The sequence below is a fragment of the Deinococcus alpinitundrae genome (assembly GCF_009982895.1).
Taxonomy (GTDB): Bacteria; Deinococcota; Deinococci; order Deinococcales; family Deinococcaceae; genus Deinococcus; species Deinococcus alpinitundrae.
In genome coordinates, this window is record NZ_WXZL01000019.1 from 16,443 (window position 1) to 37,595 (window position 21,153).

General features: G+C 67.0%; 21 protein-coding genes and 2 tRNA genes. 11 read left to right on the forward strand and 12 right to left on the reverse strand.

Going from position 1 to position 21,153, the window contains the following annotated elements; translation table 11 throughout:
* The first annotated feature begins 9 nt into the window (after nt 1–9).
* The 4 genes from hisD to GUI70_RS16025 all read left to right on the forward strand — a co-directional run bounded on the left by hisD (nt 10) and on the right by GUI70_RS16025 (nt 3,360).
* Nucleotides 10–1,308: a histidinol dehydrogenase gene (hisD, locus tag GUI70_RS16010; RefSeq protein ID WP_161883327.1), complete on the forward strand. Its 1,299-nt coding sequence runs from the start codon at nt 10–12 to the stop codon at nt 1,306–1,308.
* A gap of 61 nt (nt 1,309–1,369) precedes the next feature.
* On the forward strand, nt 1,370–2,392 hold the full coding sequence (locus GUI70_RS16015) for a LacI family DNA-binding transcriptional regulator (RefSeq protein WP_161883328.1): 1,023 nt from the start codon (nt 1,370–1,372) through the stop codon (nt 2,390–2,392).
* Nucleotides 2,389–3,141, forward strand: a complete 753-nt coding sequence (locus tag GUI70_RS16020; protein ID WP_202630504.1) for an SDR family NAD(P)-dependent oxidoreductase — start codon at nt 2,389–2,391, stop codon at nt 3,139–3,141. Before GUI70_RS16015 ends, GUI70_RS16020 begins: the two co-directional genes overlap by 4 nt.
* Nucleotides 3,142–3,219: 78 nt before the next feature.
* Nucleotides 3,220–3,360, forward strand: a complete 141-nt coding sequence (locus GUI70_RS16025) for a hypothetical protein (RefSeq protein ID WP_161883329.1) — start codon at nt 3,220–3,222, stop codon at nt 3,358–3,360.
* Between the two features lie 97 nt (nt 3,361–3,457).
* Here GUI70_RS16025 and GUI70_RS16030 read toward each other — a convergent pair.
* Together GUI70_RS16030 and GUI70_RS16035 are read right to left on the reverse strand one after the other, a co-directional pair.
* A tRNA-Val gene (locus GUI70_RS16030) sits at nt 3,458–3,532 on the reverse strand.
* Between the two features lie 20 nt (nt 3,533–3,552).
* Nucleotides 3,553–3,626 (reverse strand) — tRNA-Cys (locus tag GUI70_RS16035).
* Nucleotides 3,627–3,753: 127 nt separating this feature from the next.
* Between GUI70_RS16035 and GUI70_RS16040 the strand changes: the two genes are divergently transcribed.
* The 4 genes from GUI70_RS16040 to GUI70_RS16055 all read left to right on the forward strand — a co-directional run bounded on the left by GUI70_RS16040 (nt 3,754) and on the right by GUI70_RS16055 (nt 8,565).
* Entirely contained in the window at nt 3,754–5,082 is a 1,329-nt protein-coding gene (locus tag GUI70_RS16040; protein ID WP_161883330.1) for a glycogen synthase, read from the forward strand.
* A gap of 304 nt (nt 5,083–5,386) precedes the next feature.
* Entirely contained in the window at nt 5,387–6,178 is a 792-nt protein-coding gene (locus GUI70_RS16045) for an RNA methyltransferase (RefSeq protein ID WP_161883331.1), read from the forward strand.
* Between the two features lie 48 nt (nt 6,179–6,226).
* Nucleotides 6,227–8,023, forward strand: a complete 1,797-nt coding sequence (locus tag GUI70_RS16050) for a sensor histidine kinase (RefSeq protein ID WP_306468312.1) — start codon at nt 6,227–6,229, stop codon at nt 8,021–8,023.
* A gap of 44 nt (nt 8,024–8,067) precedes the next feature.
* Nucleotides 8,068–8,565 (forward strand): YbjN domain-containing protein, encoded by a 498-nt coding sequence (locus tag GUI70_RS16055; protein ID WP_161883332.1) that lies wholly within the window; start codon nt 8,068–8,070, stop codon nt 8,563–8,565.
* A 15-nt stretch (nt 8,566–8,580) separates the two neighbouring features.
* On the opposite strand, the gene apaG is transcribed toward GUI70_RS16055, so the two are convergent.
* A complete protein-coding gene (apaG, locus tag GUI70_RS16060) occupies nt 8,581–8,985 on the reverse strand; it encodes a Co2+/Mg2+ efflux facilitator ApaG/CorD (RefSeq protein ID WP_161883333.1) in 405 nt (134 codons plus the stop codon).
* A gap of 52 nt (nt 8,986–9,037) precedes the next feature.
* Here apaG and GUI70_RS16065 point away from each other — a divergent pair, with 52 nt between their 5' ends.
* The gene (locus tag GUI70_RS16065) at nt 9,038–10,129 is read left to right on the forward strand and encodes a M20/M25/M40 family metallo-hydrolase (RefSeq protein ID WP_438503495.1); all 1,092 of its coding nucleotides are present in this window, start codon (nt 9,038–9,040) and stop codon (nt 10,127–10,129) included.
* Nucleotides 10,130–10,349: 220 nt separating this feature from the next.
* On the forward strand, nt 10,350–11,678 hold the full coding sequence (locus GUI70_RS16070) for a class I SAM-dependent methyltransferase (RefSeq protein ID WP_237724979.1): 1,329 nt from the start codon (nt 10,350–10,352) through the stop codon (nt 11,676–11,678).
* A 7-nt stretch (nt 11,679–11,685) separates the two neighbouring features.
* Here GUI70_RS16070 and GUI70_RS16075 read toward each other — a convergent pair whose 3' ends face one another.
* The 4 genes from GUI70_RS16075 to GUI70_RS16090 form a co-directional block, all read right to left on the reverse strand.
* On the reverse strand, nt 11,686–12,039 hold the full coding sequence (locus tag GUI70_RS16075; RefSeq protein WP_202630505.1) for an ArsC/Spx/MgsR family protein: 354 nt from the start codon (nt 12,037–12,039) through the stop codon (nt 11,686–11,688).
* A gap of 540 nt (nt 12,040–12,579) precedes the next feature.
* Nucleotides 12,580–13,800, reverse strand: coding sequence for a 2,3-bisphosphoglycerate-independent phosphoglycerate mutase (locus tag GUI70_RS16080; protein ID WP_161883334.1), 1,221 nt, complete (start codon nt 13,798–13,800; stop codon nt 12,580–12,582).
* 75 nt (nt 13,801–13,875) lie between these two features.
* Complete coding sequence (locus tag GUI70_RS16085; RefSeq protein WP_161883335.1) at nt 13,876–14,103, reverse strand: hypothetical protein; 228 nt, start codon at nt 14,101–14,103, stop codon at nt 13,876–13,878.
* A gap of 24 nt (nt 14,104–14,127) precedes the next feature.
* Nucleotides 14,128–17,124: a hypothetical protein gene (locus GUI70_RS16090; protein ID WP_161883336.1), complete on the reverse strand. Its 2,997-nt coding sequence runs from the start codon at nt 17,122–17,124 to the stop codon at nt 14,128–14,130.
* A 216-nt stretch (nt 17,125–17,340) separates the two neighbouring features.
* On the opposite strand from GUI70_RS16090, the gene GUI70_RS16095 reads away from it, so the two are divergent.
* Entirely contained in the window at nt 17,341–18,066 is a 726-nt protein-coding gene (locus GUI70_RS16095) for a tetratricopeptide repeat protein (RefSeq protein WP_237724980.1), read from the forward strand.
* A gap of 55 nt (nt 18,067–18,121) precedes the next feature.
* On the opposite strand, the gene GUI70_RS16100 is transcribed toward GUI70_RS16095, so the two are convergent.
* From GUI70_RS16100 to GUI70_RS16120, 5 genes are all read right to left on the reverse strand, one after another.
* Entirely contained in the window at nt 18,122–18,511 is a 390-nt protein-coding gene (locus GUI70_RS16100; protein ID WP_161883337.1) for a hypothetical protein, read from the reverse strand.
* Entirely contained in the window at nt 18,508–18,825 is a 318-nt protein-coding gene (locus GUI70_RS16105) for a PadR family transcriptional regulator (protein WP_161883338.1), read from the reverse strand. The genes GUI70_RS16100 and GUI70_RS16105 overlap by 4 nt, the downstream gene beginning before the upstream one ends.
* Nucleotides 18,826–18,892: 67 nt before the next feature.
* Nucleotides 18,893–19,354: a hypothetical protein gene (locus GUI70_RS24440; RefSeq protein WP_237724981.1), complete on the reverse strand. Its 462-nt coding sequence runs from the start codon at nt 19,352–19,354 to the stop codon at nt 18,893–18,895.
* A 253-nt stretch (nt 19,355–19,607) separates the two neighbouring features.
* Nucleotides 19,608–20,861: a M24 family metallopeptidase gene (locus GUI70_RS16115; RefSeq protein WP_161883339.1), complete on the reverse strand. Its 1,254-nt coding sequence runs from the start codon at nt 20,859–20,861 to the stop codon at nt 19,608–19,610.
* 97 nt (nt 20,862–20,958) lie between these two features.
* A complete protein-coding gene (locus tag GUI70_RS16120; RefSeq protein ID WP_161883340.1) occupies nt 20,959–21,153 on the reverse strand; it encodes a type II toxin-antitoxin system antitoxin in 195 nt (64 codons plus the stop codon).

Genomic DNA, 21,153 nt, shown 5'->3' on the forward strand with positions numbered 1-21,153 from the left:
GCAACCGACATGGTCCGCATTCTGAAATCCGGCATGAATCCCGAGACCCAACTGAACATCAGCGAGGGCGTGCAGCACACGGTGCGCGGCATCATCGCCGACATCCGGGTGCGCGGCGACGTGGCCCTGCGTGAGTTGTCTCAGAAGTTCGACGGCTGGAATCCAGCCTCGTTTCGGCTGAGTGACGAGCAGATCGAGGCGGCCATCAATCAGGTGCCCAGTACGCAACTCGAGTCCATCCGCTTCAGCCTGGAACAGGTGCGAACCTTTGCCCGAGCGCAGCGCAGCTCGATTCACGACGTCGAGATCGAGACGATTCCCGGCGTGACCCTGGGGCACAAAGTCATTCCGTTGAACTCGGCGGCCTGCTACGTCCCGGGCGGGCGCTACCCGATGGTCGCCAGCGCCATCATGAGCGTGGCGACGGCCAAAATCGCGGGGGTAGGGCGGGTGCTGGCAGTGACCCCGCCCAAAGACGGGCAGCCGTATCCGGCGACGGTGGCGACCATGCATCTCGCCGGGGCCGACGAAATCTACATCATGGGTGGGGTGCAGGCACTGGCCGCCGTGGCGCTGGGCACCGAGACGATTGCGCCGGTGGACATGCTGGTCGGCCCTGGCAACGCCTACGTGGCCGAGGCCAAGCGCCAGCTCTTCGGACAGGTGGGCATCGACCTCCTGGCTGGCCCCACCGAGACGCTGGTGATCGCCGACGACTCGGTGGACGCCGAGATGGTCGCCACCGATTTGTTGGGCCAGGCCGAGCACGGCCCCAACAGCCCGGCGGTGCTGCTGACCACCTCCGAGAAGCTGGCCGGTGAAGTCGCCAGCGAGATAGAACGGCAGCTCGGACAACTCAAAACGGCTGAGGTGGCGCGGCAAGCCTGGCAGGACTACGGGCAGATTCTCCTGGCCGAAGACGAGGCCGAGATGGTGCGAATGGCCGACGAGATCGCCAGCGAACACGTGCAGATTCTGACGCGCGACCCGGATTATTTTCTTGAACGAATGACCAACTACGGCTCACTCTTCCTGGGGCCGGAAACCAACGTGGCCTACGGCGACAAGGTGATCGGCACCAACCACATTTTGCCGACGGGACGGGCAGCACGCTACACCGGTGGGCTGTGGGTCGGCAAGTATCTCAAGACCGTGACCTATCAGCGGGCCACCCAGGCCGCCAGCGTCATCGTCGGGCGACACTGCTCGGTCATCTGCGCGGTGGAGGGCTTCGCCGGGCACCAGCGGCAAGCCGATCTGCGGGTTGAGCGCTACGGCAAGGCTGAACCCGCGCCTGCCACCGATTGAGCGCGCAGAGGCGCGGGCCCGGATGCCCAGCGCTGTGAGCGTTTATGCTGAAGGGAGATTCATGCCCACTTTCCCGCAACTCGCCCTGCCCTCCCGCCGGGTCACGTCCACCGACGTGGCGCGTGAAGCGGGTGTGTCGCAGTCGGCGGTGTCGCGGGCCTTCACGCCGGGAGCCCACATCAGCGCCCCGACGCGCCGCCGAGTGCTGGAAGCTGCCCAGCGCCTGGGCTATCAGCCGAACGCGATCGCCCGCAGCCTGGTCACACAGCGCAGCGGCATTGTGGCGCTGATTGTGGGTGATTTGCATAATCCCTTTTATCCGCAGGCGCTCTCACAGTTCGCACAGGAACTCGAGGAGCAGGGCAAACGGGCGCTCCTGATCATCCACGATGCCCGGCAAGACGTGCAGGAAACGCTGAACGCCGCGCGCTCGTACCAGATCGAGGCGGCCATCGTGTTTCCCACCCGCCTCAACGCCGCGCCGCCGAGTCTGGGAGACGTGTCACGCGGCGGCGTGCCGGTGCTGTTGTTTAATCGCCACCTGCCGGGCCACAACCTGCTCTCGGTGGCGTGCGACAACTTCGCGGGCGGGCGTCTGGCAGCGCAGGTGCTGCTGGACAGCGGGGCCAAGCGGCTGGCGTTTATCGGCGGCGATCCACAGACCTCGACCCACCAAGACCGACTAGCGGGCTTTACCGAGCGGCTCTCGGAAGCGGGCCTCTCGCCTATTGCCGCACCCGCCGGAAACTTTCAGTACGACTGGGGCGTGCAGGCGACCCTGGATATGCACGCCGCTGGCGAATGGCCCGACGCTATTTTCGGAGCCAATGACATTGTGGCGATAGGGGTGCTGGATGCCCTGCGGCACCTGGGCCGCCGGGTGCCCGAGGAGGTCAGTGTGATCGGGTTTGACGACATTCAGGAATCGGCCCGGCTGTCCTACCGCCTGACCACCATCCGGCAGCCGCTGGAGCAGATGATTGCCGACGCCTTGCAGGTGATCAGTGATCCCCAGCCCGCCAGCGGCCCGCGCCTCCACCCCGGCGAACTGATCTGGCGCGAGACCGTGAGGCGCACGCTGTGAGTCAAGCGGAGCTGAGTGGACAAGTTGCCCTGGTCACGGGCGGAGCGGGCGGTATCGGCGCGGCCATCTGTCAGGCGCTCGCAGGGGCGGGCGCGGCGGTGGTCGTGGGGTTCTCGGGCAACGAGGCGCGGGCACAGGCGCTGGCCAGAGCGCTGCCTGGTGAGGGCCACCGCGCGCTGCTCACCCGTGTAGACGACAGCACCACGCTCAGCGCCGCCGCCGAGAGCGTCGGGAAAACGGAAGGCCGAATGGACATCTTGGTCAACAACGCGGGCCTCACCACGCCGGTGCCCCACGAGGATCTGGAAGGCTTGACTGACGAGTGGATTGACACCATCTTGCGGGTCAACGTGCGCGGCGCGTTCGCCTGCACACGGGCATTTGCGCCGCTGCTCAGGGCGAGCGGCAACGGCCTGGTGGTCAACATCAGCTCGGTCGCCGGGCGCACGGGCGCGGGCAGCAACGTTGCCTACTGCGCCAGCAAAGCGGCGCTGGACTCCATGACCCGCAGCCTGGGCCGGGCGCTGGCTCCTGGGATTCGGGTGCTGAGCATCTCGCCCGGCTGGGTCGACGGCGATTACGCCCAGCGGATGCCCCCTGAACTGATTGCCGAGCAGGCCGCCCGCACGCCGCTAGGCCGCATCGCCCAGCCGCAGGAAGTCGCCCACGCGGTGCTGGCCGCCGCCACCCTGCTGACCTTCAGCACCGGCTGCGTGATTCCGGTGGACGGCGGCAGACCGCTCACCTGATCAGCGGCGGTGCCCCAAGCTCCTTCTTCGGGAGGATTTTCTCAAGTTCATCGCTGATCATGTCAATGATGAGTGACCTTGAGCCACAGCCGAGTGAGCTTGACGCTGGACATTTACGGCCACATGTTCGAGGAGCAGAGGGAGCGGGCGGCGCTGACGCTGAACGACCTAATGAAACGAAGTGACCACGACGATCTTCTGTTGCAAAAGCGGGGTTGAAAAAGCTGGTTGCTGTAGTCGTTGCGGCAAGCGTAAAAATTGAGGTTTTTCAGGGTAGCGTAGAAAACGAAAAACTCCCTCTGGGAGGGAGTTATATTGGTAGACCCGAGCAGATTTGAACTGCTGACCCCTACAGTGTCAATGTAGTGCTCTACCCCTGAGCTACGGATCTATGGTTGGGGCAAAAAAGTTTGGAGGCGCTGACCGGATTTGAACCGGTGGTGGAGGTTTTGCAGACCTCTGCCTTACCACTTGGCTACAGCGCCGCCGTGTGGGGCAGGCCGGATGACCCGTTTCTCCCAGCGGCATGAATAGTAGCATGGCCTTTGAGGGCTGTCAAAACCCCGCCGCCAATGTGCTGCGCTCACCATTTCAGCGGGGTAGCATGGCCGCATGCGAATCCTGCACGTGGCCTCCGAGGCGTACCCGTTTTCCCGTACCGGCGGACTGGCCGACGTGATGGCCGCCTTGCCCGCCGAACTCGCCCGGCTGGGCCACCAGGCCACCGTCCTCTCGCCCTGGTACGCCGATCTGGTCGGCACCCCCCACGAGATCTGGCGCGGCGGCGACGTGCGGCTGGGCGAATTGACCGAAGGCGGCGTGCGCTTTTTGTTTCTGGAAACGCCCGCCTTCAAGAGAAGGGGCATCTACCATCCCGACGACGTGCAGCGCTTCTCGGCCTGGGGGCAACTGATCTTGCCGGTGCTCGCGGCCTGCGGCGTGCGCTTCGACGTGCTGCACGGCCACGACTGGGCCGCCGGGCTGGTGGTCGCCCACGCCCGGCTGCGCCACATCCCCAGCGTTTTCACCATTCACAATTTGCAGTACCAGGGCAGATGGAACATTCACGACGGCTTTGCCTGGACCGGCCTGCCGCAGTGGTTCAACAGCGCACAGGGCGTGGAGTTCTACGACGACCTCAATTTGATGAAAGCCGGCCTGGTCTACGCCGGGCACGTCACCACCGTCAGCCCGACCTACGCCCAGGAAATCACCACGCCCGAATTCGGCGAGGGGCTGGAAGGGGTGCTGCAAGATCGGCTCGCCGAGGGCCGACTCTCGGGCGTCATCAACGGGCTGGACCAGGAGCGCTGGAACCCGCGCACCGATGGCCACGTGTTGCCCTACGCCAGCATGACGGCCAAGGCGGCCAACGTGGCGGCGCTGCGGGCCGACTTCCAGCTTGATGACGCCCCGATTCTGAGCTGCGTATCGCGCCTGGCGGTACAGAAAGGCCTGGATATCCTGCTGGCGGCCCTGCCGGAGATCGTCAAGACCTGGAACGTGGTGCTGCTCGGCAGCGGCGACGTGCAGCTCGAAGCCGCCTTCGCCGGCTGGGCACGCCGCTCGCCCAGGGTGCGCCACGTCACTGGCATGAACGAGGCCCTGTCGCACCGCCTGTACGCCGGGGCACACGCCTTTGCTATGCCCAGCCGCTTCGAGCCGTGCGGGTTGTCGCAGATGATCGCCCTGCGCTACGGCACGCCGCCGGTGGCCCGCCGCACCGGGGGACTCGCCGACACTGTACCGGAGGAAATCGGCTTTCTGTTCGACGATCCGACCCCCGAAGCGTTTCTGGAAGCGCTCGGCCGCGCCGCCGCCCTGGTGACCAGGCCGAGAACCTGGAACGCCAGGGCCAAACTCGGTCTACCACTCGACTTCTCGTGGGAAGGCCCGGCCAAACGCTACCTGGAGATTTACGGAGAGGTGATGGCCGAGTAAGGCAAGTGAGCGGGAAGGCAAATCGCTTCGTTCATGCACCCCTCCCGCGACCCATTCCCCTCAATGGGCATAGGCCGAATTCCTGAGACGAATCCCGCCTTCCATCTTCGACTGGCCCGGCAAGTCTTCGGCGCAGCGCCCACACCGTGACCCTCTACACCCCAGTCTGGAAAGTCGGCGCAGGCAGCGGAACCATGCCGAGCGTAGCAACCTGATCCCCTCTCCCCAGGCCGCTCTCAAGGGGAGAGACGCCACAAGTCCAACTCCCCTTCCACCCCAACCCCCACGCGCTACCATACCCGGCGTGAAACTCGCCGTCGTCCTCGTCTCCCCCAAAACCTCCGGCAACGTCGGCGCGGCGGCGCGGGCCATGCTCAACATGGGCGCAGACGACCTGCGCATCGTCGCGCCCAGGTGTGATTACAAGGACTCGGCCAGCCGGGCGATGGCCGTCCACGCCGCTCTCCTGCTGGAACGTGCCCAGGTCTACACCGAACTCAAAGACGCCATTCAGGACTGTGACCTGGTGGTGGGCACCAGTGCCCGCGTGCGCGCCGACCTCGCGCCGCCGCAGCACCCCGCCCAGGTGCGGCCCCTGGTGCGCGGAGCTGATCTTACGGCGCTGGTGTTCGGGCCCGAGGAGTCGGGCCTCAACAACGCCGATCTGGAACTGTGCCGGGTGATTATGCAGGTGCCCACCGCCGCTTACGCCAGCCTCAATCTGGCCCAGGCGGTCTTGCTGAGTTGTTACGAGTTTTTGCAGTCCGAAAGCGGGCCGCCCTCACCGGACCATGCGCCCGAAGCCGGGCATATATCGAGCTTCCCGGCGCGCAAACTGGCCCTCAGCAGCGAGATGGAGGGGCTGTACGGGCACCTGAGGGACGTGATGATGCTCACCGGCTACACCGACGCGGTGCGCGCCCGGCATACCCTGCGGCTGTGGCGGGTGGCACTCGACCGGGGGGCCTTCAGCTCGGCGGAAGTGCGGCTGGTGCGCGGGTTGCTGCGGCAGGTGCAGTGGAAGGTGGGGCGCGTGCAGCAGGCCGCAGGACAGGAACCATCCGGCCAACCCGAGACCCTTCCGATAGACGAGTAGTCTTTCCCCACTACGGTCTGCTAGAGCGCGCTGCTCTACAGTCGGGGGGTGAGCCTTCCCCCCAGCACCCCTGCCGAGCGGCCCGCTGTCAGCTTGAACAACTTTCAGCCGCACGGCGGCAGGTTGCTGTCGCGCACGGTGCTGCTGACCCGCAATTTGCTGCCGCTGCTGATCGTGCTGGTGGTGGTGGCCTACGAGGAAATGTTCATTCCGCTAGGTGACGCCAGCTTTGGTCGCCTGGCCCACTTGGCCTTTTACGGCCTGGCCGGGCCGCTGGTCACCTTCTTCACTATCCAGTGGATCGCCGAGGGCGTGCAGGCCCGCGAACAGGCCGAAGCCGAGCTGCGCGGCTTGTACGCCGAGCTGAGCGCCTCGCACGAGCGCATGAGTGCTTTGCAGCACCTGATGCGGGAAGTCTCGGAACCCGCCGACCTGGAAACGCTGCTGGACGTGGCGGTGCGCGGCGCGCAGGCGGCCACCGGGGCCGCGTCGGTACAAGCCGAGTTGCGCGGCAACATGCAGGGCATGGTCGGGCCGACGGTGGCTGGACTGACTGAAGCGGGGCTGAGCGTTCGCAGCGGCGGGCTGAGCCGTCAGCTGGGCGACCCGGGGCGCTATCAGGTCAATGTGGTGCTACGCCCTGACGGCGAACTGCTGGGCGAGTTGCGGCTGAGTTTCGCCGAGCCGCCCAGCAGCGATACCCGCGAACTGATTGCCGCCATCGGCTCCGAACTCGGCAGCGCGGTGCTGAGCACCCAGCGGCGCACCCGCGACCTGATTACCCTGTTTGAAGTCGATCAATCGATCCGCGCCGAGCGCAATATGCAGCGTCTGCTGGCCCGCGTTACCGGCAACATTGCCGGGCGGGTACAGGCCAGCGCCCGCGCCGCCTTCCTGACCGACCAGGACGGAATGCTGCGCCTAGAGTATGCCCGCGATCCCGGCGGCGAAATCCGCAGCGGCGGCGCGCTCCCCGACTTCGTGCGGCGCATCGCCGAGGGCGGGCAGCCGGGGGTCGCCACTCCCCAGGAAGCCGCCGAGGTCTTTCCCGGCGTGCAGGCTGCACTTGCCCTGCCGATGCACAGCGAGGACGGGTTGGTGGGCGTGATCGTGCTGGGCGGAGAGGGCACCTTCGAAAAGGAACGCACGCCGCTGCTGGCCCTGCTGGCCTCGCAGGCGACGCTGGCGGTGCGCAACGCCCGCGCCTACCTGTATTCCGAGGAGCTGGCCATCGGCGAGGAGCGCAACCGCATCGCCCGCGAGATTCACGACGGCGTGGCACAGTCGCTGGCATTTTGCGCCATCAAGCTCGACGTGGTGGCCCGCCAGATTCCCAGCAACCCGGCCCAGGCCGTGATGGACGTGCAGGAAGCCGGGGCGCTACTGCGCGAACAGATCCGCGAGGTGCGCCGCAGCATCTTCGCCCTGCGCCCGATTGATCTGGAGCGCTACGGCCTGCTGGAAACCGTGCGGCGCTACGTCCTCGATTTCGGCGAGCAGCACGGCATCAAGGTGCAGCTCGACGTGCAGGGCGACATTCACCTCGCGCCGGGTGACGAGGCGGTGGTGTTCCGAATCGTGCAGGAAAGCCTCAACAACGTCGCCAAGCACGCCCGCGCCGCCAGCGTGGTGGTGCGCCTGAGCGGCAACCACAGCGTGCGGCTGAGCATCGAGGACGACGGCCAGGGCTTCGATCCGGCCCAGGTCAGCGGGCGGGTTAGCAGCGCGGGCGGGCTGGGACTGGTGCAGATGCGAGAGCGCGTCGAGTCGCGCGGCGGTTCTTACCGGGTCGAGAGCGAGGCCGGGCGCGGCACCCGCATTGAGGCCCGGTTGCCGCAGGGCTAGCGGTGGAGTGGAGTGGGCTAGGGGCGCTACGCTATGCTGCTCTCATGAAGAGAACAACACTGGCGGCGGCGCTGTTCGGAGCGAGCCTGTCGGGCCTGAATCTGTCAGGTGCAGGTGCGCAGACGGGCAGCTTCTTCCTCACCACTACACCCGAGAGACTGACCCGCTTCCTGAAGGCGGCAGGCTACACCGTCACGCTCGACCGCAGCGGCGAGCAGCCGTTTCTCAAGCTCGAAAACATCGACGACGGCACCGACTTCTACCTCGATTTTCTAAGCTGCAACGCCAGCAGTTGTGACGCCGTGTTCGCCAACGTCCTCTACGACCCCAAAGACTTCAAGCAGGCCCCGACCCTCGCTTCAGTCAACGCCTGGAACCAGGACTACTCCACCCAGGCCTACCTCGACGACGAGAATAAGCCGCACCTGATCAGCACCTACAGCTTCGTGGGCGGCTTTACCAGCGCCAATTTCGTCGCCTGGGTCAAGGACTTCTACGGCGATCTGGACGCCTACCACCAGTTTCTGGACAAAGCGAAGTGAAAATCTGAGCCGCTCCTAGTTCAGCGTCCGGGTTTCCGGCACCGCCAGCACGAACATCGGAATCTGTGCCCGGCCCGGCTGGCCCCAGGCGTCGCGCAGTTCGAAGTGGCCGGTCATCTGGCCCGGCGCGTCCTCGAGAGTCACGAAGCTGTCGTAGACGTAGACGCCGCCCGGCGCGATCACCGGCTGCTCACCGACGACGCCCTCGCCCTGCACCCGTGTCTCGCGCCCGCCGCCGTCGGTGATGTGCCACTCGCGGCCCAGCACCTGCCAGGAATCGGCGGCGTGGTTCTCGATGCGGATCACGTAACTGAACACCTGCCGTTCCGGACGCGAGTGGGCGGCCAGATGTGACACCGTGACACTGACCCACACGTCGGGCGTGGCCAGTTGTGGCAAGGATGCGGGCATTTCGGACATGCAAGAAAGCATAAAGCACCCGGCCCCGAGCAGGGCGCTTATGCTCATGCCTATGACCCAAGCAACCCCCGACCCTGCGGCCACACCCGGCACCGCCCTCAACACCGACTTCCTGCTGGCCCTGCTGCGCGAGGCCGGTCCCAGCGGCTACGAGGCCCGGCCTGCCCGCATCTGGCTGAAGGAAGCGGGAAGCTTTGCGCGCACCCGCAGCGATTCCTACGGCAACGCCTACGCCGAGATCGGCCCCGAAACCGGCCAGCCGATCATTTTGCAGGGCCACCTCGACGAGATCGGGCTGATGGTGTCGCACATCGACGACAACGGATTCCTGGCGGTGCTCAACATCGGCGGCTGGGACCCGCAGGTGCTGGTGGGCCAGCGCATCCGGTTGCTGGCTCCCGACGGCGACCTGCTGGGCGTGGTGGGCAAGAAGGCCATTCACGTGATGGAACAGGAAGAACGCACCAAGGCCAGCAAGCTCGAAGAACTGTGGATCGACACTGGCCTGAGCGCCGAGGAAGTCAACCAGAAGGTGCCGGTGGGCACGGTGGGCGTCATCGAGCAGTCGCCGTTGCTGCTGGGCGACAAGCTGGTGAGCAAGGCGCTCGACAACCGCGTGGGCGCGTACATCGTGCTCGAAGCGCTGCGCAAGCTGAGCACCCAGCGGGTCACGCGCCGGATCGTGGCCGTGGGCACCGCCCAGGAAGAAATCGGGGTACTCGGCGCGCAGGTCAGCGCCTACCATCTCGATCCGCTGGCGGGCATCGCCGTGGACGTAACGCACGAAACCAAACAGCCGGGCGTCAATGAGAAGAAGTACGGCAAAGCGCCGTTCGGCTCCGGCGCGAACCTCAGCGTGGGCGCGCTGTTCAACCCCAAGGTCACCGACGGCCTTCAGGCGGCGGGCAAGGCGGCAGGCATTCCCTTTACCCTCAGTGCCACCCCGCGCTACTCCGGCACCGACGGTGACGCCCTGGCCCTGGTGCGCGGCGGCGTGCCCACCGGAGTGGTCAGCATTCCCAACCGCTACATGCACAGTCCCTCGGAGATGGTGCAGCTCAGCGACGTGCAGGCGTGCATTGATATCATCGCCGCCTGGGTGATGAGTCTGCCGGAAGGCGAACTGGACTTCTCGCGCCACTGAAAGCGGTTCGGCCTGGCTGTAGTCCCTATTGTGCGAATCTTCACGATGGGGACCGAATTTCATTGAAGGTTTAAGCTGACCCGTATGCTCTGAACGCGGCGGCTTTTTTCAAAACGTCGTCCGCACAAGCGGATGGAGAGGACCTGCCCAGCTTGTGCTTGGCGACTTCGCCGCGCTTTCAAGAAGGGGAGGACTTCCTTTGCAACTTCAACTTTCTTCCATGGGCCGCACCGTCCGGCCACCCCTGGCCAGCGCCCGCCAACTGTTGAGCCTGCTGTTCGGCGCACCGAACCAGCGCGCCTTTCATGTCCGCTACTGGGACGGCACGCTGGAAGGCCCGCCCCAGCCCAGCCCTGCCACCCTGGTCTTCAACTCGCCCGCCGCACTGAGGCGCATGCTGCTGCCGCCCTCGGACCTGGCACTGGGCGAGGCGTATATTTTCGGCGACTTCGACGTGGAGGGCAACCTCGAATTTATCCTGGCCCAGGCCGTCACGCTGGGTGACCGGCTGCTGAAGCCTTTGGTGGCGGCGCGGGTGCTGGCGCTGCTGCTGGCGCTGCCCGGTGAGGCCCGCCCCACGCCGCGCCCGGCCTTCGGTGACACCAGCAAGGCCCACACCAAGGAGCGTGACGCCCACGCCATCCGCTACCACTACGACATCGGCAACGACTTCTACAAGCTGTGGCTCGATGAGCGCATGGTCTATTCGTGCGCCTACTTCAACACCGGCCAGGAGAGCCTGGAAGAAGCGCAGGCCACCAAGCTCGACCGCATCTGCCGCAAGCTGAGGCTCCAGCCGGGCGAGCGGCTGCTCGACATCGGCTGCGGCTGGGGTGGGCTGGCGATTTACGCCGCGCAGCACTACGGCGTCACCGTCACCGGCATCACGCTCAGCCCCTCGCAGGCCGCCATCGCCCGTGAGCGCGCCGAGGCGGCGGGCGTGGGCGACAAGGTGATCATCGAGATCCGCGATTACCGCGATCTGCCCAGCGGCATCCGCTACGACAAGGTCGCCAGCGTGGGCATGTTCGAGCACGTGGGCCGCGCCAGAATGCCGCAGTATTTCGCCCAGATCTACCGATTGCTCAAGCCCGGAGGGTTACTGCTCAACCACGGCATCGTCAAGGAGATCGCGCCCGCCTTCATCCACTGGGGCTTCGGGCTGGTCGAGCGCTACCTCAACAGCAAGTCGTTTCTGCAAAACTACGTCTTCCCCGACGGCGAGTTGCGGCGGCTGAGCGAGGTCAACCTGAGGGCCGAGCAAGCGGGCTTCGAGATTCGCGACGCCGAAAACATGCGCGAGCACTATGCCCTGACCCTGCGCGAGTGGGTGCGGCGGCTCGAAGACCACCACGCCGAAGCGCTGGCACGCGGGCTGGCCGACGAGGTGACCTACCGCATCTGGCGCTTGTACATGTCGGGCAGCGCCCAGTCGTTTTCGGCAGCGCGCATCGGCATCGTGCAGACCTTGATGGTCAAGCCGTTTCCCGGCGGCGAGGCTGGACTGCCGCTGAACCGCGCCGACATCGAGGGCAGGCCGCAGCTCTAGGCCCGCCTCACTCCAGCATCTTCGCCCAGCTCGCCTGGTCCTCGCCCACCGCCAGCACCTTGCCGCCGCGCACCAGCGGCAACTTCAGGGCGGCGGGAAAGTCGGCCAGCTTGGCGAGAAAGCCCTCTTCCGAGAGGCGCAGATACGGCAGGCCCGAGTCCTCGTAGGCTTTGCTGGTCTTGTCGAGCACGCCGTCCGCGCCGAACTTTTGCTGAAAGCGGGCCAGTTCGCCCTTGCTGATCGGCTTGGTCGCCAGATCGACGAAATGCACCTTGACGCGCCGTTCCTTGAAAAAGCGCTCGGCGGCGCGGGTGGCCGCCGACTTCTTGAGACCGAACATCTGCACGGTGACTTCAGGCATGCTGCTGAGTCTAATCAAAGTCGCGTCGGGCAGTTCAGCGCACAGTGCCGCCCAGTGCTGCCAGCTTCGCCCCGTCTGGACTGGCCAGTCCAGGCGTCCCAGCCAGCTCGGGCCGAGTAGGCGCCGTTGCTGCTCTCCACGATGTCGCGCACCGGGCTGTGGAGATAGAGCAGCGGATTGAAGAAACCCAGCGGACGGTCCGCGCCGCCTGGAAGAACCGCCAGGTTGGCATTCAGGAGTGCGGGGCAGGCTGCGGTCGCTAAGCAGCGTCGGGTGCGGCAGGGCGGAAGACGAATCGTCGGCCATACAAGGTTCTCCCCCAGCAGCCCGCAGCAACGCCCAGAAATGCGAGAGGCCGCCTGGACACCCAGTCTAGGCAGCCCGCGTAAAAGGATTGTCAAAGGGTTACTGGCCCTTGAGGATGCACCTCCGTCAGGTCACCTGACCCGGCGGCCTGACGGCTCCAGTCGTCACCTTGGTCTCAAAAGAGCAGAGGAGCACGGGCGACCGACTTCCCCGTACTCCTCTGCTGGTGGCGCTTTACGCGCCGTACTTCTGCAACTTCAGAGCGTTGGCCATCAAGAGCGGCATCAGATCGGTTCCCTTGCGCAGGCCCAGGCTACCTTTCAGCGCCTCGTCCTCGGTGTAGCGGGTCGCCGGGTCCTTGCGCCCGTACTTGCTGCGAATCAGCAGCGGCACTGGATGCCACGAGTGGGTCGCCAGCTTGCTCGGCGTGCTGTGGTCGCCTACGATGCAGAGCACGTCCGGCTCCAGCGCCAGCAGTTCGGGCAGCAGCGCGTCGAACAGTTCGATCTTCTTGACCTTGGCCTTGAAATCGCCGTCCTCGCCGGTCGAGTCGGTCTTCTTGATATGGAAGTAGAAGAAATCGTACTCGCCCCAGCTCTTCTTGAGGGCCTCGACCTTGCCTCTCAGGGCGTCTTCGTCGCCCTCGACGTCCAGCACGTCCATGCCGACCAGCGAGGCCAGGCCCTTGTACATCGGGTACGAGGCGATGCAGGCGGCCTTCAGCTTGTAGATCTCGTCGAAGTTGGGAAAGTGCGGCACATCGGAGTAGCCCCGGAACAGCACCCCGTTGACCTGGGCCTCATCCTTGAGGATGGCCTCGGCCTGCTGCACAAAGCTGTTGACGAGCTTGGCAGTCGTCTGGCTGACCTCGTCGTGGGCCACTGCCGTCATCGGCTGCACGCCGGTCTCCTGCGGGTCCACGTCGCTGAGATTCGCGCCCAGCGGGGTGCCCTGAGCGCGGAACACCACCACGAAGCGGTGCTCGCTCTCGGTGTAGATTTCCACCGGGATGCCGTCAATCTCCGCGATTCCGGCCTTGAGCCTGGTCACGATCTCGGCGTTCTTCTCGTCGCTGGGGCGTCCAGCGCGGCGGTCCTTGACCATCCGGTCGCCTTCCAGGGTGGCGAAGTTGCCGCGCACGGCCACGTCCCCAGCATTCAGCTTGACGCCGATTCCCACAGCGCTCAGCGCTCCGCGCCCCACCACGAATTTGATCGGGTCGTAGCCGAACAAACTCAGGTGGCCGGGGCCGGAACCGGGGGTGATGCCCGCGCCGACGAGTTCGACTGCACCGAGTTGCGACTGCTGGGCCAGTGCGTCGAGGTTGGGCGTCTTGGCCGTCGCCAGTTCGGTGTCGCCGCCGAGGTCCATCGGCAGCCCACCCACGCCGTCGAGAACGACCATCAGAATCTTTTCGTCGGTTTTCTTGGAGAGTTCACGGATGGTGTCAATCATGCCTGCAAGTCTACGCCTGGCCTGTCAGGCGGGGTCCAGGGCTGTCTGTGTCTCAACGACGCCCCGTGCCCCGGATCAGTGAAGCACAGTCATCCGCAGCAGCCCGTACAGCGCCAGCACCGCGCCCAGTACCTGAATCCAGCGCTCGCCCTTGGCGTACCAGATTGCCAGCGCGCCGAGCACGACGAACATCATGCCGATCAAAAGGCTGGCGACAGGATCGCCGTAGCGGTTGGCCGCCGCATAGAGGCCGAAGCCCACCGCCAGCCCCAGCATGCCGAGAACGGGGCGCAGCAGGTTCATGCGGCCCAGTCTAGCGGATCGCTGTCAGCGCGGCTGGCGGGGCGCAGCAGACTCAGCAGTGACCCCAGTACCAGGTCCGGTCTGGAGCAGCGGCAGGGCATCAGCCAAGCGCCACAGCGCCAAGTCGAGGGTGGGCCAGCGGACCAATGCCAGCGCCTCACCGCCGCCGAGCTGTTCGAGTAGCCGTCCCACTTCCCGCCAGACGCCTGCCCGGAACGGCGCGAGGTGAGGTTCGCCCAGGGCACGTTCCAGCCATCCCAGGGTCGCGTCGGCACTCCCGGAAAGGCGACCTGGCACATCGCCCGGCAGACTGGCCCGGACTTCGAGGGTCAGCAGCAGGGCCTGCAGGCCCGGATCGGCATCAGTCAGGCCAAGCGGCGAGACCCGGCGCAGCAGAGCGTGGGCGCGGTTGATCTCGCCCAGGGCCGCGCCGGGCTGATGGCCGCGCAGCAGCGCCTCGGCCCGGATGGCCCGCGCCTGGGCCTCGGCGTAGGGGTGATCGGTCAGGGCCAGGGCCAAATCGGCGTGCCACAGGGCCGCGCCCGCTTCCGGCTCGCACAGCGCACGCGAGAGCCGCATATCGAAGACCAGCACCTGTTCGCGGTCGGCCTGCCTGGGCGGCGCGTCCAGCAATTTGTCGAGCAACTGGCGCGCCTGCCGCAGATCGGCGTTGTCGCTCTCGGGGCCGCCCAAGGGGTGCAGGTACGGCAGCCCTAGCCCCCGCGAGAGCGAGATCAGCGCCGCGCGGTAGTGGGTGCGCCGCGCCCGGTACGCGGCCTCGGCCCGGCGCGGCCCCGGCCGGGCAAGCCAGGCGAGCGCCTGGGCCGCCGCCGAGCGCGCCTCGGGCCACCGGCCCAATGCCAGCAGCAGCGGAATGCTCTCGCTCTCCAGCCGGGAGCGCAGCACCAAGTCGGCGTCGGCGGCCATCGATTGGGCCAGCTGACTGCGGGCCAGCGCGGCGTTGAGCTGGCCCAATCGCCGCAGGGCCGTGGCCGCGCGGGCCTCCACCCGAGCGCGCTCTTGCGCCGCCGCGCCGCCCAGCCGCAGCCGGGTGCAGGCGTCGTCCAGCGCCGCGAGGGCCGCGCCCGTCTGCCCAAGCCGAAGCCGCAGATCGCCTTCCTGGGCGCGGGCACGGGCGTGCAGGAGCGCCGCTGTGGGTGGCACGCTGGTCAGGTGTTTGAGGGCCTCATCCCATCGCCCGGCGTCCTTGGCGATCAACCCGCGCCACAAAGTGGCCCGCGCGCCGCCAGGAGCCGTGCGGGGATCCTCGACCAGCACGGTGGCCGCACCCAGATCGCCCTGCCAGCGCCGCAGGGCAGCCTCGACCAGGAGGGCGTCAGCCTGCGCCTCGCTGAACCAGGAACCTGAAGGCCCAGCCGTGCTCAGGGCCGCCTGCACGTCCGGCTGAGCGAGCTGGGCAGCGGCGGCCTCGAAATTGCCCGCGTCCACGCTGCTCTCGGCCAGCTTGACCCTGGCCCACACCCGTGCGCCCAACTCCCCGGCTGCCAACAGGGCGAACAGGGCGTCTCTGGCCTGCGGGTGGTCGTAGCGCCCCAGCGTCGCGTGCGACACCACCACCCAGCGGGCCAGCGCCGCCCGTTCGGTGGGTGGGGCGAAGCGCCGGGCCGCGCTCCACAGCCCCCCCGCCAGCACCGCCGAGCCGGGATGAGCACCAAACCAGTCGGCCAGTGCCCGCCACTCGCCAAGGTCGGCCAGCACCCGCAGCGACCAGGTGGCCCACTGCGGCGCGCTTCCCAGGGCGGCGACCAGCCGCCGACGGGTCCGGCGCAGCAGGTCGGCCTCCTGTAGTGCCGCCGCCTCCCGCACCAGGGCCAGCGAGACCGGACGCGGCTCGGCGGGGTTGATTTCGTCGATCAGGGCGCGCAGATGCGTCGGCAGGCTGTCCAGCGCTTGCCCCAGCGCGGCTTCCAGCACGCTGCGGGGCGCGCTCGAATCATCGCCCAGCGCTACCTGCAAGGCGGCCAGCAGGCGGGCGGCTTCCGGGTCGGCCAGCAGCCGGGGCACGTCGAACCCCTGTCCGCTGCGGGCACTGGCCAGCAGCGTCAGCCGGTCGAGATGTCGCCCGGTCCGGCGCACCAGGGCGTCAGCCTGCGCCGCGTCCACCGTCAAGCGGCTCATCAGGTAGGCGCGGGCCTCGCCAGGCGTGGGCGGCAGCAAGCGGATCACCCCGGCCCGGTCCGCCGGGGCCAGGGTGCGGTCGTCTTCCAGCGCCAGCAGCACCGCCAGGCCCGCCGGAGCACGGCGCAGCAGGTATTCGGCGGCCCAGGCGGCGGCACTGATCGGCGCGGCCTCGTCGCCTCGGGGCGGCGCACCGGAAAACTGCCCGCCCTGCTGCACCCGGATCAGCAGCACGCCGCCCACACCCTCTGCGCCCTCTCCTTGTGGAGTGATCGGCAGGCAACCGCGCAGAAACTGCCGGGCAAGTTGCTGTTGCTGCTCGGCCTGCACCGCGAACGGTAACCCCGGATGCAGCTCCACCGGCCCGGACTGACCTGGAACCGGCAGCTGGGTCAGCGCCGTGCCCAGATCCGCGCCCAGCAGCAGCCGGGTCACCCGCAGGGGCGGGTGCTGCGCCGCGATCTCGCGCTCCAGATGCTCAATCAGCAGGGTCTTGCCGACGCCCGGCTGGCCCGCAACGATCAGCCGGGGAGTGCGTCCAGCACGCAAGGCCGCCATGAAGGTGCGAAAGGCGCGCTTCTTGCGGCGGCCCAGCAATTCTAGGTCGGCGGGCGAACCGGGCGGCAGGTGCAGCGGCGGCACGTTCAGACCCACCTCGGCGCACAGGCCGCCCAGAATGGCGTGAAGCGCCTGCTTGTCGGCGGGTGTGCCCACGTCGCGATAGACGATGTTGCGCACGGCCGCTGCCCCCGCGCCGCGTGCCCGCATCGCCTCTTCGAGCCAGCGCAGCGAGCCGCGCACGCTCCCGGCTTCACGCTGGGCGGGCAGGTGGGCCCGCAGGGTCGCCAGCAGCCCGCGCCAGTCCATGGTGCTCGCGTTCACAGTGATTGTGTTGTATCAGAAAAAGGCGTGCCTGACGGATCGCTGCTCGCTGCAGGGGTGTCCCTGCCAGGGGGGCAAACCGGCAGAACTCCTGGGGGCTCACGTCGGCGTCAGGCAGTCATCAACCGGTTTGGCTATACTCGGTTCAGTTTTCAGACTTCAATTCAACTTCGCGCGGCCGCTTCACCTTCTGGCCGCCCGACCTCTGGAGGATTCATGACCAATCAACACCGTCCGCTTTTCCGCCTTGTCCTCACCGCCGCGCTGCTCGGCGCTGCCGGGCTGGGTCACGCCGCCGCTGCTGGCCTGACCGACGCCCAGGCACTGCTCGACCAGGGCAAATGGCAAGACGCCGCCAGCCTGGCGCTGAGCCTGAAAACCGCCGAAGGCAGCGCGCTGGCCGCCCAGTCGTATACCCTCGGCGCGGCCCTGCTGCCCGACAGCCAGAAAAAGGCCCAGTTTCAAAAAGCCCAGGACCTCGCCAAGCAGGCCATCAAGGCCGATCCCAACAGTGCCAACGCCCACTTCGAGCTGGCCCGCGCCGACGGGCGGCTGGCCCAGTACAGCGGCATCTTGCAGAGCCTGGGGCTGGCCGGTGAGGTCAAACGCGAGCTGGAAAGCGCCATCAAGCTCAATCCCAACTTGGCCGGAGCGTATGTGGCCCTGGGCTTGTGGAACGCCGAACTGACCGCCAAGGGCTTTATCGCCACCCAGGCCACCGGCGCCAGGCGCGACCAGATCGCGCCCAACTTCGACAAGGCCATCGCGCTCGAACCCACTGTGCCGAGCCACAAGATGGAATATGCCAATGCCCTGCTGCTGCAAAACAACAAAGCCGCCGCCGCTGCTCAGTTGCAGCAGATGATCGCGCTGCCCGCCAGCACCTTCTGGGAAAAGCGCGATCTGGAAGCGAGCAAGGCCAAGCTGGCAGGCTTGAAGTAAGCGCGGCGAAACGCGGGGAGCGAATCCGAAGTTGAATTCGCTTCCCGCTTCGCTGTCAAGGAACGCGGTTCAGCTGCCGGGTTTCCTGAACCGGCCCGGCCGAGCGCCAGCCCAACGCTTCCCAGTTGAGGGTGCGGGCCGCCGCGTAGCCTGCCGTGCCCAGCAGGAGGGCTGCCAGTGCGGTGCGGAGCAGCTGGGGCCAGCGGTACACCTGCCCGAAGGCCTGCGCCGCTTGCTGGGGCGGCCCGAAATCGCGCAGTGCCGCTGCCCAGGCGTCGGCCACACTCAGGCCAAGCGAGTGGTCGAGCATCCGCTGGTGTAAATTGGCATGCAGCTCGGCAGCGACGGCGCTTCGCACCCGCCCCGGCAGACGGCGCGTCACGGCTTGCAAGTAGACCTGCACCTCGTTCGGCAGCGCCTTCTCGGGCAGTGGGTCGGGCGTCACCACAGGGTCCTCAGCGCCTCGTCGAAGGTCCGGTAGGCCTCGCGGCGGCGCTGGAGTTCGCTGCGCCCCGCTGGGGTCAGGGTGTAGTAGCGCACCGACGGGCCGCCCCGGGGTGGCTGCTTTTCCTCGGCCACCACCCAGCCCTGCTTTTCCAGGCGGTGCAGCGCCGGGTAAAGGCTCCCGGCATTCAGTGTCAGGTAACCGCCGCTGCGGGCATCCACTTCCTTGCCGATCTCCAGGCCGTAGCGCTCACCGCCTGAGAGGACGCTCAGCACGATCAGATCGAGATTGCCTTTGAAGAGGTTGGGTTCCACGCCCTCCAGTATTGGCTATCAGGTACCGATACGGATGAGGCCTGGCCCGGTTTTGCTGGTCCGTCCATCAGTTCTTGTCGCCGAAGCTCCAGATTTCCAGCTCGTCGAGCGAGTCGCCCACGCTGCGCAACTGCGCCAGATCCTCGGCCTTGTGGGGGCGGCGCTGCACATTGTCCTTGCCCATGGCGGCGGCCATCACTTCGTCCGGCACAGTGGCAAACAGGTGCTGAAGCTGCTCGGGCGTGGCGTCGAGCAGGGCGTCGGCCAGCACCCCGTCAGGCACCTCGGCGCTGACGCCGGTGCGCGCTTCGGCCAGTGCCGAGGCGTCAATGTCCGGGCGAATGGCGTCCACATCATCGAGGTCGGCGGTGCCGGGTGGCCGGGTCGGTTTGTACGGCGTTGGACGGGGCTGCTCCGTGCGGGGCTGCTCTCCACCCGTACGCGCTGCACGACGCCGCTGGTACACCGGATAGCGCAGGAAGGCCAAGACGCCCAGCACGACGACGATGATAATGAGTACGAACCACATAATGGGAGTGTACCCCCAACCCCACGCGGTCGCCTGCCCCCAATGGTGGTAGTCGTGTCAAGAATGATACAAAAACAGCGGTTTTTATGACACAACTCTTACAAATCAAGGCCATTTCATGGTCTGACGACGGGTCATCAATTTGGAGGCGATCATTGCCTTTGAAGAACAGGAGACAGTCTTAGAGAAAAGCTCATCTTAGTTGCTTTGGAGAACGGCACTGTTCACTGGCCCGGCAACCCAGGGCTGCCGCTTACTGCGCCTCGCCCAGACCCCGCGCCCGCACGGCGGCCCAGGGCTCCCCCGCCCGGCCCAGCACGAACGGCGCGGCCTGCACTGGGGTGGTGAGGCGCGGGCCAGCCGCCGTGAGCAACACATTCACCTCACTGCGAATGCCGTAGCCGCGCTCGGCCGGATACACCCCCGGCTCGATGGTGACCGACAGGCCCGGCAGCAGCTTGCGGGTGTCGTGGGTTTCCAGATCGTCTAGATTCGCGCCCGCACCGTGAATCTGCACGCCGAGGCTGTGGCCCAGGCGGTGGGTGAAGTGCTCGCCCAGGCCCGCGTCCTCGATGATCTGGCGGGCAGCCCGGTCCACTTCCCAGCCTTCCAGCTCGCCGCTGGCTGAGCGGCGCTCCTGAAGCAGCGCCAGCGCCGCATCACGGGCGGCAGCCACCGCCGTCCAGGCCCGCTGGTACTCCTCGCCCGGCTCACCGGCGTGGCCCACCCAGGTCACGTCACCGAAAGGGCGGCCCGGCTCCTGCGCCCAGAGGTCGATCAGCACGCACTGGCCCGGCTGCAAGGTAGCGTTCAGCTCGCCGCCGGGTTCGTAGTGCGAGTCGGCGGCATTGACCCCGAAGCTGACATTGACCGGATGCCCGCTAACCATCCCTGCCGCCTCAATCTCACGCCCGATGACGGCCTGCACGTCCAACTCGGTGACGGGCGTGCCCGCCTGCAAACCCTGGTGGATGAATTCGTAGGCCAGGTCCTTGGCCCGCATCAGCACATCCACAGCCCGCAGATGGGCGGCCAGATCGTCCTCGCTCCAGGCCAGAAAGCCTTGCAGCAAATCGGCACTGGTGACCACACTCGCGCCCACGCCGCGCACCCGCTCCATCGTTCCGGCGTCCACATAGCTGACGTAGGGCACGGCGGCCTGGGGGCTGTATTCCATGGCCACCGTCTTGCCGCCGACCAGCTCAACCAGCCGGGCGTCGAGTTCGGTGTGGGCGCTGTAGGGCACGAAGTCCACGTCCGCGCCGTAGAGCAGCCGCCGCCAGTTGCCGCCCTCGATGCGGTGGTGCAGCAGCGCCGGGCGGCCCGTGCGCGGCACCCACACGAAGTAGCGCCGGGTCAGGAAGGCCTCGCCCAGGCCCAGCAGCGTGGCCGCGTGCGGATTGAGGCCGCGAAAGTCGTAGATCAGCCAGCCGTCAAGGTCGGGGGCGGCGGTCAGGGCCTGTTGAATCCGGCGCAACGGATCGGTGCTCGGCTGGGTTGAGGTCATATGTAGAGCATACCGACCGGAAGCGGGAAACAACCACACGCGGCCAGCCGCCCGAAACACCTGGGCGGCTGGCCGCGTGCAACTTTGATGTTGGAATTCACTCCTGCGCGTCGGTGTCGGGAACGTCCGGCGTGGCCGGAGCCGCTTCCTTCCAGCGTCCTGCTTTCCTCACGCTCTGCGAGAGCAGATACTCGATCTGGGCGTTGACGCTGCGCAAATCGTCGGCAGCCCAGCGCTCCAGGGCGGCGTAGAGTTCGGGGCTGATTCTCAGGGCAAAATGCTTACGGACCAC

Bases quoted from the DNA above. Each gene is read 5' to 3' on its own strand.
- GUI70_RS16075 (WP_202630505.1), bottom strand. From the start codon at position 12,039: ATGCCTGAAGTCACCGTGCAGATGTTCGGTCTCAAGAAGTCGGCGGCC.
- GUI70_RS16085 (WP_161883335.1), bottom strand. From the start codon at position 14,103: ATGAACCTGCTGCGCCCCGTTCTCGGCATGCTGGGGCTGGCGGTGGGC.
- GUI70_RS16040 (WP_161883330.1), top strand. From the start codon at position 3,754: ATGCGAATCCTGCACGTGGCCTCCGAGGCGTACCCGTTTTCCCGTACC.
- apaG (WP_161883333.1), bottom strand. From the start codon at position 8,985: ATGTCCGAAATGCCCGCATCCTTGCCACAACTGGCCACGCCCGACGTG.
- GUI70_RS16055 (WP_161883332.1), top strand. From the start codon at position 8,068: ATGAAGAGAACAACACTGGCGGCGGCGCTGTTCGGAGCGAGCCTGTCG.
- GUI70_RS16065 (WP_438503495.1), top strand. From the start codon at position 9,038: ATGACCCAAGCAACCCCCGACCCTGCGGCCACACCCGGCACCGCCCTC.
- GUI70_RS24440 (WP_237724981.1), bottom strand. From the start codon at position 19,354: ATGTGGTTCGTACTCATTATCATCGTCGTCGTGCTGGGCGTCTTGGCC.
- GUI70_RS16080 (WP_161883334.1), bottom strand. From the start codon at position 13,800: ATGATTGACACCATCCGTGAACTCTCCAAGAAAACCGACGAAAAGATT.
- GUI70_RS16115 (WP_161883339.1), bottom strand. From the start codon at position 20,861: ATGACCTCAACCCAGCCGAGCACCGATCCGTTGCGCCGGATTCAACAG.
- GUI70_RS16095 (WP_237724980.1), top strand. From the start codon at position 17,341: ATGACCAATCAACACCGTCCGCTTTTCCGCCTTGTCCTCACCGCCGCG.
- hisD (WP_161883327.1), top strand. From the start codon at position 10: ATGGTCCGCATTCTGAAATCCGGCATGAATCCCGAGACCCAACTGAAC.
- GUI70_RS16070 (WP_237724979.1), top strand. From the start codon at position 10,350: ATGGGCCGCACCGTCCGGCCACCCCTGGCCAGCGCCCGCCAACTGTTG.
- GUI70_RS16015 (WP_161883328.1), top strand. From the start codon at position 1,370: ATGCCCACTTTCCCGCAACTCGCCCTGCCCTCCCGCCGGGTCACGTCC.